Origin of the sequence: Fervidibacillus halotolerans (genome assembly GCF_026547205.1) — a bacterium.
Taxonomy (GTDB): Bacteria; Bacillota; Bacilli; order Bacillales; family Caldibacillaceae; genus Fervidibacillus; species Fervidibacillus halotolerans.
In genome coordinates, this window is sequence record NZ_CP106877.1 from 2,563,137 (window position 1) to 2,575,595 (window position 12,459).

9 protein-coding genes are annotated in these 12,459 nt (G+C 37.1%); all 9 read right to left on the reverse strand.

The features are described from left to right. Positions 1-30: 30 nt before the first annotated feature. The 9 genes from OE105_RS12005 to dnaB all read right to left on the reverse strand — a co-directional run bounded on the left by OE105_RS12005 (position 31) and on the right by dnaB (position 12,189). Complete coding sequence (locus OE105_RS12005) at positions 31-1,245, reverse strand: S1C family serine protease (RefSeq protein WP_275420409.1); 1,215 nt, start codon at positions 1,243-1,245, stop codon at positions 31-33. 73 nt (positions 1,246-1,318) lie between these two features. Then, positions 1,319-2,113: an MBL fold metallo-hydrolase gene (locus OE105_RS12010; RefSeq protein ID WP_275420410.1), complete on the reverse strand. Its 795-nt coding sequence runs from the start codon at positions 2,111-2,113 to the stop codon at positions 1,319-1,321. A gap of 97 nt (positions 2,114-2,210) precedes the next feature. Next, positions 2,211-3,026, reverse strand: a complete 816-nt coding sequence (locus tag OE105_RS12015) for a two-component system regulatory protein YycI (protein WP_275420411.1) — start codon at positions 3,024-3,026, stop codon at positions 2,211-2,213. Beyond that, complete coding sequence (locus tag OE105_RS12020) at positions 3,013-4,326, reverse strand: YycH family regulatory protein (protein WP_275420412.1); 1,314 nt, start codon at positions 4,324-4,326, stop codon at positions 3,013-3,015. The genes OE105_RS12015 and OE105_RS12020 overlap by 14 nt, the downstream gene beginning before the upstream one ends. Next, positions 4,326-6,146: a cell wall metabolism sensor histidine kinase WalK gene (gene walK, locus OE105_RS12025; RefSeq protein WP_275420413.1), complete on the reverse strand. Its 1,821-nt coding sequence runs from the start codon at positions 6,144-6,146 to the stop codon at positions 4,326-4,328. Before walK ends, OE105_RS12020 begins: the two co-directional genes overlap by 1 nt. A gap of 5 nt (positions 6,147-6,151) precedes the next feature. After that, on the reverse strand, positions 6,152-6,859 hold the full coding sequence (gene yycF / locus OE105_RS12030; RefSeq protein WP_275420415.1) for a response regulator YycF: 708 nt from the start codon (positions 6,857-6,859) through the stop codon (positions 6,152-6,154). 519 nt (positions 6,860-7,378) lie between these two features. Then, positions 7,379-8,851: a peptidoglycan DD-metalloendopeptidase family protein gene (locus tag OE105_RS12035; RefSeq protein ID WP_275420416.1), complete on the reverse strand. Its 1,473-nt coding sequence runs from the start codon at positions 8,849-8,851 to the stop codon at positions 7,379-7,381. Between the two features lie 458 nt (positions 8,852-9,309). Further along, positions 9,310-10,593, reverse strand: a complete 1,284-nt coding sequence (locus tag OE105_RS12040) for an adenylosuccinate synthase (protein ID WP_275420417.1) — start codon at positions 10,591-10,593, stop codon at positions 9,310-9,312. 231 nt (positions 10,594-10,824) lie between these two features. After that, positions 10,825-12,189: a replicative DNA helicase gene (gene dnaB / locus OE105_RS12045; RefSeq protein WP_275420418.1), complete on the reverse strand. Its 1,365-nt coding sequence runs from the start codon at positions 12,187-12,189 to the stop codon at positions 10,825-10,827. Positions 12,190-12,459: the final 270 nt, after the last annotated feature.

Here is a 12,459-nt window from a genome sequence, read left to right on the forward strand (position 1 = left end):
ACGGATAATGTTCTATCCGCCTTTCACTTGTTAAAACTGTTCTTCAGTAAGTTCCAATGTTACTTTTTCATATTTACCATCTCGGTAATAGCCGACAGTAAGAGAATCTCCGATATCTGTTTCTGTGTATAAATATTTTCTTAAATCGATAATATTATGAACATCCTTACCATCTAATTTCACAATAACATCCAGTCGTTTCAATCCAGCCCGATCTGCAGGACTACCGGGGACAATCTCTGCAATTAATAGGCCAGAACGAACATCTGATGGAAGTTTTAACGTTTCATGTAAATGATAGCCAGAGATTTGGGTAATATCTTGTAATTTCACACCCATATACGGACGTTTTACTTGACCGAACTGTTCTAAATCTTCGATGATCGGTATAGCGATATTAATTGGAATGGAAAAACCGATACCTTCAACTTCTTGTTCTGCAATCTTCATTGAATTGATTCCGATAACTTGACCGGAAATATTTACGAGGGCTCCCCCGCTGTTTCCAGGGTTGATTGCCGCATCTGTTTGCAAAACTTCCGCGTTCCAATCTGCTACTCCATCTTGATCAAAATCGATTGGTACCGTCCGTTCCAACCCCGATATAATGCCTTGAGTAATCGATCCTGAAAACTCCAAACCTAACGGGTTGCCGATTGCAATAACCGGTTCACCTAATTTTAATGAATCCGAATCGCCAAACTCGGCAACTCGGTCGATATCAGAGCCATCCACTCTGATGACAGCCAAGTCCGTCCAAATATCACTACCGAGTAATTCTGCTTCTAATTTTGTCCCATCTGGCAGTGTCACTTCCAATTGATCCGCATTTTCAATCACGTGATGATTCGTCACTATAAATGCTGTATTCCCCTTCTTTTTATAGATGACACCCGAGCCGGTTCCTGCCTCCATACTTTGGGTCCAAAAATTACTCGTCGTATAATTGGTAATGCCGACCACTGTATCAATGGCCCTATCCACTGCTTTTGTAATATCCGTTGTTACATTTAATACATTTCGAACGGTACTGTTTTGCTCATTTATTTCCGTTGAATCAACGATTTCCTGTCCATATTCTTCCTCTTCATTAAATGGCAATATATCTCCCCTTATCAAAAAGAAGAAACTTGCAGCAACGATCAATCCCCCTAGGAGTGCACCGATAAAGCCTGAGAAAAAATATCCCCGTTTCCTATTTTTTTGTCGATATTCATTGATATAATCCTGATCATAATAACCCATTCCACACGCCCGTCCTTTCTACTGTGTGTCAAAGAGCTATTTTTATCATTGCCAAACATCAGCGATTCTTACACTAAATCGTCTTAATTGGAGTAGGTATTTTTGGATCTGTATCATACAAGGAAAAACTTTCCCCAACGGCAAAACCTTTCTTTTTTAATATTTGGGTAACGCTCATTCGAGCCAATTCCTTCATGTTGTTATCTTTACTTAAATGGGCTAAATAAATCCCTTTTGTTTGATCACCGATACATTCGCTCATAGCAAGGGCTGCATCTTCGTTGGAAATATGGCCCACATCACTTAAAATTCTTCGCTTAACACTCCATGGATATTTTCCCATACGTAACATTTCCACATCATGATTACTTTCAAAAATAAAATAATCAGCGTTTTTAATTTTGCCAATCATTCGGTCATTCACATAACCGGTATCGGTAATGATCGCCAATTTTTTCCCTTCATAATGGAATATGTAAAACATCGGTTCTGCCGCATCATGGGAGACAGCAAAGGATTCAATATCCAATTTTCCAAAAGTACGAACTGAATCAGTAGGAAAAGTAAATTTTAAATCCGTCGGTATTTCTCCAAGTTGCGGTTCCATTACCCGCCATGTTTTTTCATTTGCATAAATGGGTAATTGATATTTTCTTGCAAACACGCCAACCCCTTTAATATGGTCTGAATGCTCATGGGTAACGAAAATACCCGATAATTTTTTCGGATCCCGCCCGATCTGTTTGAATAATAAATCCATTTGTTTCCCACTTAAACCGGCATCGACTAAAAGTGCTTGGTCATCGGTTTCTACATAAATAGAATTTCCTGTACTGCCACTTGCTAACACACTGAATTGTAACGTCATTGTATCCTCTCCACTTTTTCTCGTATGATCTAAAGATGTATGTCCACTTTATAATTTTGATGGTGTTTTTTCTACACATATCCCTTCATATTCCTTTTTAAGGGATCGCATTTGGGTCCCGTTCTTGCATTCGCTCATTCGCCTCTCCTGTCTCTTGGAAAATTGAGCCTTCGACAGCATTGACGAATAAATTCTTTTCCCCGTTAATTTCAAATCGCCACGTCGGCACTAATAATTGCGAGGAAATTGCAGGAACGAGGGTATAGTAACCGAGGGCCACATCCGTAATTTTACTTCCACTTTGAATATATTGTTTATTATACAAGATCAACAGTGCTTGTTTCGCAGAAAAAATATCCTGTTCTTTAATTTCTTTAATATTGTCCAACATTGTTTGGGAATAGGAATCAATATTTCCATTTTGATCTAATTGAAGAATAATTGCAGCGTTCTTGTTTTTGTAAAATGTTTTGTTTTTAAAATTTTGATAGTAAATGATTTGTCTTTTTTCAGGATCATAATCCCAAAATGTATATTGATTTCCTTGGTAAATATGATTGAAAACAAATAAATCCACATCCGTTTGTTTCCAATCATCATTCAATTGGAATGGAATTGATAAGTTGCTTTCAAGGACATTTTCACTAACGATGGTAATTTCTTGACCGGAAAGGTCCTCCATATCATTACGATGAAATGTTTTTGCCGTTGCCTCCACATAATATTCCTTTTTCGGTTCTTGCGGTAATTCTGGTACTTCAATATCGTCAGCCAACAGCCGTTCCTCCATCGACGTTTCCTGGATAAAAGCGTTTTTGTTTTCCGTTTCTAATTGAATTAATCGGAAAAGTAAAAACACATTTAAAATGAGAAAGGTGAAAATAAAAATCGTTTTTGCTCTACTCCAATCCATCGTTCACCCCTCCCATAATCAAACTGCTTCCACCAACCTTTTTCCACTCTTCATCCGTCCGATAAAACCAAGACGGTTCAAGGATAATTAACGGTTCTTTCATGTCGAATGTTAATTGGTATCCAATCAAAATATCTTCGATTCCATTGAGATCGACCGAATCATTTTCTTCCAGTCGTTTCAATACGTTTTTACCAGAAAGTAATTGATACCTTTGATAAGTAGGATTAAAAGAAATATTAAACTTAAAATATGGGCGTTCATAGGAATAAACCCCCTGATTGCCAATGATGAGGGAAATTTCACTTGCTCCTGAATGACTGAATACTGGATAATCTTGCAAATACATTTGAAAAATGATCTTATTTTCTTTCTGTTCATACCGATTGAAAAGATACTGATCCGTCCATCCGCTATGTCCGTTCACATAATCCACTGCTTTTTTCATTAAATCATCTGACGATATCATCCTATTTAGTTGAACCGTTAGATTAACGAAAGAAAGGGTTTTTGTATCCGGAAAAATATCCAACAAACTCGAACCGTCCGTATATCGATTTCCAGTTTTCGTAACGAAATCGGGATCAGGGAAAAGGGCATCCTTAAACAAGATTGTATCAAAAAACCTCGGAATAAATTTGGAATTATTTACCTCAATTTCACGATTTAAAACAAATAAATAAGACTCGTCATCCTTTTTATATGCATAATAGGGAACACTTTCTCCAACTATTTCATTATAGAGGGTAAGGAATTCTTGCAATTGATTATATCGAACCCCTGCCTTCACCGCAGATTTCATGTCTGAAGAGAGGAAAAACACAGTCCCTTCCTCATCATTCAGTTGTTCTGGAAAAATGAAAATATATCGGAAATTACCGAATGGTACAGTTTTCGCATCAATATTGAACAATGAATTAATTAAATCGAATGGGATATCATCGGAAAATTGAAAAATGATGACATCCTCATAGGGTGGCTGTTCGTATCGATTAAAAAATTCTTCACTATTTTTTTGGAAGTTGTAGTAATCCCACCCTTCCAATTGTCGATATAACTGTCCAATTTGGGCGTTTTTTTCCGTTCCCGTATATTCCGTTTCATTTTTTCGGAAAATTAATTTGTTCGGGATGATCAATTCTTTCATACTTTTCTTTTGGTCGATATTTATTTCCTTCACGTATTCCCTTCGATCGATGGAATCGTAGTTTTGTTGGTATGTGACCAAATTCCAAAATAAATATATACTCGATAAAACGAGAATTGTTAGTATGATCGATTTCACGGTTTCTAATTTCATTAAAAATCATCCTCTTGTGTACGGTCATAAGGAAGAGTGAAATGAATGGTCGTTCCTTTTCCTTCGATGCTCGTCGCCCATATTTTTCCTCCGTGGGCTTGGACCATTTCTTTAGCAATTGCTAAACCGAGACCGGTTCCACCCATTTGCCTCGATCTAGCTTTATCAATCCGGTAAAATCGGTCAAAAATCCGATTAATGTTTTCTTTTGGAATACCGACTCCTTGATCCGATACTCGAACTTCTACATATTCATGGTATACAACAACTTTAAAGGTTACTTGCCCACCATTCGGTGAATATTTTAAAGCGTTAGAAATAATGTTATCCATTACTTGTGTAATTTTATCAGTGTCGATTTCCAAATATATAGGATGTTTCGGAAATCGGCGAACGAAGGTAATTCCTTTCTCCTTCGTCATTTCAAATCGATCGATGATTCGATCCAAAAATCCGACGAAATGTACCCATTCTTTTTTCACCCGATAATCTTTGCTATCCATTTTGGAAAGTTGCAACAAGGCATTGACGAGGCGAATCATCCGCTCCGTTTCATTTTGCGTTACATGAATAAACTTCGGTGCCAGTTCTTTCTCTTTCCACGCACCTTCAGACAATGCCTCCAAATAACTTCTCATCGTCGTCAATGGCGTCCTTAATTCATGGGAAACGTTAGCGACGAATTCCCGCCTTTCCATTTCGATTTTTTCCTGTTCGGTAATATCGTGTAAAACAACGATTAACCCATTCATTAAACCCGTTTCCTTTTGAATAACAGAAAAGTTCGCCCGTAAAATATACGGGTTCTCTTCAGAACTGTAATCAAGAATTATCGAATTTTGTTCCTTTAATAATTCTTCAAAGGTGTATTTTTTTTCTAATCCTAACAATTCGACAACGGGTTGTGAAATCACTTGCTCATGGGTTACGTTTAACATCTTTTCTGCCGCCTCATTGATTAAAATGACCCGGCCCTTTCGATCGGTCGATATCACCCCATCGGTCATAAAGGTTAAGATTGAGGAGAGTTTCCGTTTTTCGCTTTCCGTTTTCGCCTGCTCATCTTGTAATTTTTTTGTTAGATGGTTAAATGTTTCAGCCAATTGTCCGATTTCATCATGACTATACACTTTAACCTTTCGGGAAAAATTTCCCTTTGCCATCGCTTGAGCTTGTTTTTTCATATCCGTTAAAGGCCTCGTGATCGTTTGGGCGACGAATACAGCAATGATGGCCGTTAAAAAGAGGGCAATGACCGTACCTGTAATCAATATCCCATTGATGACCCGAATTTGATCGTAAACTTGCTCAATTTTCCCTTCGACATAAACAACGGCAACCATTTTCCCGTTCGCTTTCATCGGAATATACAGTCGCCATACTCTTCCGTTTTTCGGGTCAATGACTACGTCGTCAATTTTTTCTTCTGTATTCAATGAGCCGGTAACTAATTTGTCCGTCGTCCTTTTTCCGACGATGTCTTGATTGTTTTCATCGGATGATGCGATAATGCGTAAATTTGTATCGATTACTTGAATTTCAGAAATATCTTCAGAAGTGTTTTCCATTAATATGTTTCGGATGTCTTCTTCCAACGGTGTGTTTTCTTCCTCATTCCGATCCTTTAAAAATTCTTGTTCTATATTATAAATGAGAAAGTTCATCCGTTCTAAGATTGAATTTTTGAAATTATCCGTTAACCGGTTCTCCAACTCTTGGACAAAATAGACACCGATAATTTGCATAGCAATTAAAATCAATAATACGAAAAATAATATAAATTTTAATCGAATGGAGGAAATGGTCGGTCGAATCTTCATTCTTTTTACTCCTGTTCAGGGTTTTTTAAATAATACCCTACACCTCGACGGGTGACGAGCCAATCGGGATGACTAGGATTATCTTCAATTTTTTCACGTAATCGACGAACGGTTACATCGACCGTCCGCACATCGCCGAAGTAGTCATAGCCCCAAACCGTTTGTAAAAGATGTTCTCGGGTCATAACTTGACCTAAATGTTTCGCTAAATAATATAACAGTTCAAATTCCCGATGTGTAAGTTCAATCTTTTGACCACGTTTTGACACCATATACGCATCTGGATGAATGACGAGGGAGCCGATGGTGATCTCATTCGTTTCATTTTGGACAGCCGCCGTCGTTACTTGTTTATGTCTCCGTATATTCGCCTTTACCCGTGCCAATAATTCCCGCGTACTAAAAGGTTTTGTAACGTAGTCATCTGCTCCCAATTCAAGTCCTAAAACTTTATCGATTTCCGAGTCTTTTGCGGTTAACATAATAATTGGCATTTCATATTTTTTTCGTACTTCACGACAAACTTCCATCCCATCCCGCTCTGGCAACATAATATCTAGTAATATTAAATCTGGTTTTAGTTCGTCCACCTTTTGCAACGCTTCTTCGCCGTCGTAGGCACAATACACCTCATAACCTTCTTTTTTTAAATTGAATTGCAATATATCCGCAATTGGCTTTTCATCATCGACAACTAATATTTTCTTTGGCATAGACCCCACTCCTAATTAAAATTCATTCAATCCACTCTTTTCCTCATTTCAATGGAAGGAAAGGTCTATATCATAAATTCCCTTTCCTACTTGGACAAACGGATTAAATTATCAAGTCGTTTACTATATATTTGATTTTATCGGTATACATTCCTAATATTACTTTACCATGAATTGCAAGCAGAATTCATCCTACAAATGGTCACTTTCTATCCTTTTCTCTCAAATTCCTATATCAAGTCGATTCGTTCATTGAAAAAGATCAATCCGTTGCCATACAGGTTTCTATGATCGTTTGTTTTTTTGTTTATCGGTAAATAAAGCCCTTTTCTATTTGGGAAAGTTTATTTTTTTTTAAAAACATGATTATAGAAACATTTAATCTGGGGAAAATATTTTTTAGCAATTATTTCCCGAGAAATATTCATAAAATATACTCAATTTTTCTTTTTGAAATAGCAAAATTCCCCGGGTTCTTCCGGGGAATTTTTATATTAATATATTTGTTTACCATACATATTATTTTAAATATGATAATGGATTTTGGAGAACACCGTTTTTATACACTTCAAAATGTAAATGGGTACCTGTTGAATAACCGGTGGAACCCATGACACCAATTTTCCTTCCCTTTTCTACCGTTTGACCAACACTAACGCTTATGGAGGAAAGGTGGGCATATACCGTACGCATACCGTTGTTATGGTCAATCACGATTTTATTTCCATAACCACCGTCCCATCCTGCGAAAACTACTGTTCCGTTATCTGCAGCCTTAATTGTATAATTGGACGGTCTTGCAATATCAATTCCTTTATGAAAGCTTCCCCAACGATATCCTACATAACTAGAAATATATCCGCCGTTCGTTGGCCAAGCTAACGTTCCGGTTCCACGGGAAGGAACAACCTTCGTTCCTTTATGGACAACTTTCGTTACAGGTTCCTTTAAAACCTTCTCTTCCTGAACTTCTTTTCTCACTTCTTTTCCGTTTACAAGTTGCACGTAATATTTAACAGCCTTTTCTCCTTCTTTTCCTTTTTGAACGACTTTTGTATCACCTTTATACATACGGTCGTCTTTTACATATTCAACGTCATAATCAATTTTCTCATTTTTTAAAACTTCTTTCTCAACGATGACATCGATATACGGTTCGTATGCTGTTACATTTAGTTTATCTCCAATTTGTAAAATTGTTTCTTCACTTACTTGTGGGTTGAGCTCTAACAATTGTTTTAATTTGAGCCCGTGATCCTGGGCAATGGAACCTAATACATCCCCTTCTTTAACCGTATATTTTTTCTCTTCTAGCGTCCCTTTCATTAATAGTTTCAAAGCATCATCGACGGGAAGAACTTGTTCCGGTTTTACATCGTCTAAAGCAACGGTTATGTTTTGAGAAAGTTTTACGTCCAATATCCGAGTTCCCTCTTCTTCAAGCTCAGGCAACTCTTCCCCAGAAGCTAATTTTTCTAAATCTTTTCCTTTCACATATTTTAATTTTAATTCATTGATCAGTTCTTCCACTTTCTCTTGATTTTCCAAATATGTGACCGTCTCTCCGTTAATTTTCAAAGCGACTGCTTCTACAATCACTTCATACTCTTCTTCTACTTCTTTTAAGACTTCTTCATCTGAAATATTCGTAGAACGGAAAATTTGTTCTGGAACGAATACAAGCTCGTCGGCTTTAAAAGAAAGATCATAATCTTTATACTGCTCTTTTACTTCTGCCATTTTTGCGTTTAAAAGATTTTCTACTTGTTGTTTGTCTGATACGGCTCCTATATATTCATTATCTATGTACACGTGGTAGATTGTTTGCAGTTTCGTAGGTGTCTTTGTATCGGCAAACGCTGTATTTATTGAAATTGTTGAAACAACCAAAGTCGCAATGACTGTCTTCTTTAAAGCTCCATTCGTCTGAATTCGGAACTTTTCCATGCGTTCTGTCATTTTAGACAGATTTTCTTTAAATTGTAAATTCATCTTATGTTCCTCCTAAACTATTTGACTACAAATAGATTAGTACCTGATTTTTCTATCCGATTTTCTTTTTATACTTTATCATAAAATGAAGAAAAATGGAGTAGACGTTTTCATTTTGTAATGTAATTGTATAATAGCAGGAAAAAACTTGTATCCATTTCAGTCAAACATATAGAAATTCAGAAAAACAATAGGCTTTTTCCATTGAATTTTCATTTACTGAAAGGATCTTTGAAAAATTCATTCCTTTTTCAGTGTTATGTTACAATAATATTACAATAGGTTTACAAAATGTACGGGGATTTTACATTTTCCTTTGGACAATCTTTTAAAATGTTCTCCTTCTTTATACAATTTTGTCATGAAAACTCATTTTGTGTGAATGTTCCTGTCCATAAAAAAACTGCGTTGAAAGAATGTTTAATCTTTCAACGCCGCTTCATTCAAATTTCACCCTTTTATTCCCATATATTACGAAGAACATTCGTTTGTGTTCGATCTGGACCGACAGAAAACATAGAAAGATGAACACCAATCAAATCCTGGATCCGTTCGATGTATTTCCGAGCATTTTCCGGAAGCTCTTCTAACGTTCTACATTTCGTAATGTCTTCCGTCCAACCAGGTAATTCTTCATAAACCGGCTCACATTCGGAAAGCACGTTTAAATTGGCTGGATATTCGTCGATCAATTTTCCCTTATATCGGTAAGCAACACATATTTTTAATTTATCAATCCCTGTTAATACGTCAATGGAATTTAAAGATAAATCCGTTATTCCGCTTACCCGGATTGCATGTCGTAAAACAACGCTGTCAAACCAGCCGACACGTCTCGGTCTTCCAGTCGTTGTACCATATTCCCGACCTGCTTCACGAATTTGATCACCAATTTGATCTGTCAACTCCGTCGGAAAAGGTCCGTCCCCAACCCTTGTTGTATAAGCCTTCGCTACACCGACAACCCGGTTAATGATCGTCGGTCCAATCCCGGAACCAATGGTTACCCCCCCAGCCACCGGATTGGAAGATGTAACAAAGGGATACGTGCCGTGATCAATATCGAGCATGATACCTTGGGCTCCTTCAAATAGGACATTTTTCCCGGTTTTTATTTTTTCGTTTATGACAACAGATGTATCGACAACATATTGTTTTACTTTTTGACCGTATTCATAATACTCTTCAAAAATTTCCTCGAAGGAAAAGCCTTTAGCACCGTACAATTTTTCAATGATTCGATTTTTTTCCGCCAAGTTGTCGGTTAACTTTTCCCTAAATACATCTTGATCGAGTAAATCCGCCATCCGAATACCAATGCGGGATGCTTTATCCATATAGGCAGGACCGATTCCCTTCTTTGTCGTACCAATTTTATTTTTTTTGTTTGTTTCTTCCAATTCATCCAATCGAATATGGTAAGGTAAAATTACATGGGCACGGTTACTAATGTGTAAATTATCTGTAGAAACGTTATGATCGTTTAAATAGGCTAGCTCCTCCACAAGGGCCTTCGGGTTAATCACCATTCCATTTCCTAAAACACATTGTTTTTCTTTATAAAAAATCCCAGACGGAATTAAATGTAATTTATACGTATTTCCTTGAAACTTAATCGTATGTCCGGCATTATTTCCCCCTTGGTATCGAACGACCACATCGGCCTTTTCAGATAAAAAATCGGTAATTTTCCCTTTTCCTTCATCTCCCCATTGTGTCCCGACTACAACAACTGATGGCATTGGAGCACCTCCAAAACAATTTAAATTATAACCATTGTAAGTGTAGCATTTTTCGAAAAAAAGTCAATGAAAAGACGAATATTATTTTCTATTTAACAATAAATTGTTCGGCATTTTATAAAACCATTTTCCTATGATTCCTTTTTTCTCTCAATATTTCGAAAAAAAGATGATTCCAAACGAATGTTGGAATCATCTTACCTTTGATTAATCTCTTTTCGATGTAAACCGTTACGCTCCTGGAGGAATGGATGAATCATCAAAACGCTTTTCTAAATTGACAAATTTATTATATTCCTTCGCAAAGGCTAATTGAACCGTTCCAACTGGGCCATTCCTTTGTTTTGCGATAATAATTTCGATAATATTTTTGTTTTCTGTTTCTTGATCGTAATAATCTTCCCTGTAAAGGAATGCAACGACATCCGCATCCTGTTCGATACTCCCTGATTCCCGAATATCCGACATCATCGGTCGTTTATCCTGGCGTTGTTCAACCCCACGGGATAACTGGGATAAAGCAATAACAGGGATTTCCAGTTCCCTCGCTAACGCCTTTAATGAACGGGAAATCTCCGACACTTCCTGTTGTCGATTTTCCACTGTCCGTCCACTACCTTGAATCAACTGTAAATAGTCGATAATAACCATTCCTAATCCTTGTTCTTGTTTCAAGCGACGGCATTTGGAACGGATTTCGGAAATTCGAATACCTGGAGTATCATCAATGAAAATACCGGCGTTCGATAAACTTCCCATCGCCATCGTTAGTTTTTTCCAATCTTCATCCGTTAAAGATCCCGTTCTTAAACTTTGGGCATCGATATTCCCTTCTGAACTAAGCATCCGCATAACCAATTGTTCCGCACCCATTTCCAATGAAAAAATGGCCACATTGTTATCGGTTTTCGTTGCAACATTTTGGGCAATATTCAGAGCAAAAGCGGTTTTACCGACGGAAGGACGGGCGGCAACGATGATTAAATCATTTTTTTGAAATCCGGCAGTCATCCGGTCCAATTCGACAAATCCAGTTGGAATGCCTGTTATTTCACCTTTTCGGCTATGCAATAGTTCGATATAATCATACGTTCGAACGAGTACATCTTTAATATTTTGGAAAGATCCGGCATTTTTTCGGTTCGCCACTTCCAATATTTTTTTTTCCGCTTCTGTCAATAACTCATCGACTTCATCTTCCCGTGTATATCCATCTTGAACAATATCTGTCGCCGTACGAATCAAACGCCGTAGAAGGGATTTTTCTTCCACAATTTTGGCGTAATATTCCACATTTGCAGCGGTTGGGACGGATACTGCAAGTTGGGATAAATAGGATACGCCACCTACGTTTTCCAATTGGTTTGATGCAGCCAATGCTTCTGTTACCGTTACTACGTCAATGGCTTTTCCTTCATCGTTCAATTTTAACATGACGGAAAAGAGAATTTGGTGAGCCGTTTTATAAAAATCCTCTGGAATTAATATTTCTGAAGCAACAGTCAATACTTCAGGTTCCAAAAAAATGGCACCTAAAACCGCCTGTTCCGCCTCGATATTTTGGGGAGGTGTTCGATCAATTAATAACTCGTTCATATGTTTTTCCTGCCTCCATGCAACGGTTCATTCAAAAATATGGATCGATTGATCTATGGACAAGATCCTTTTCTTTCATCTATAGATACAAGTTTGCTAGATTTTATAAATCGGATAAAATAGAAAAGTCGTTTTCATTCACAAAAAAAGCTGTCTAAAACATTCGACTCATTACCTTTTTTAACTTAGGTAATTTTCCTGCTTTCAGACAGCAAAAAATCTATACTGTTTATTTTATCATGACCTTTCTCTTTTTTCGATGGAAATATA

Coding starts and splice junctions, on each gene's coding strand:
- OE105_RS12005 (WP_275420409.1), bottom strand. CDS start 1,245: ATGGGTTATTATGATCAGGATTATATCAATGAATATCGACAAAAAAAT.
- OE105_RS12010 (WP_275420410.1), bottom strand. CDS start 2,113: ATGACGTTACAATTCAGTGTGTTAGCAAGTGGCAGTACAGGAAATTCT.
- OE105_RS12015 (WP_275420411.1), bottom strand. CDS start 3,026: ATGGATTGGAGTAGAGCAAAAACGATTTTTATTTTCACCTTTCTCATT.
- OE105_RS12020 (WP_275420412.1), bottom strand. CDS start 4,326: ATGAAATTAGAAACCGTGAAATCGATCATACTAACAATTCTCGTTTTA.
- walK (WP_275420413.1), bottom strand. CDS start 6,146: ATGAAGATTCGACCGACCATTTCCTCCATTCGATTAAAATTTATATTA.
- yycF (WP_275420415.1), bottom strand. CDS start 6,859: ATGCCAAAGAAAATATTAGTTGTCGATGATGAAAAGCCAATTGCGGAT.
- OE105_RS12035 (WP_275420416.1), bottom strand. CDS start 8,851: ATGAATTTACAATTTAAAGAAAATCTGTCTAAAATGACAGAACGCATG.
- OE105_RS12040 (WP_275420417.1), bottom strand. CDS start 10,593: ATGCCATCAGTTGTTGTAGTCGGGACACAATGGGGAGATGAAGGAAAA.
- dnaB (WP_275420418.1), bottom strand. CDS start 12,189: ATGAACGAGTTATTAATTGATCGAACACCTCCCCAAAATATCGAGGCG.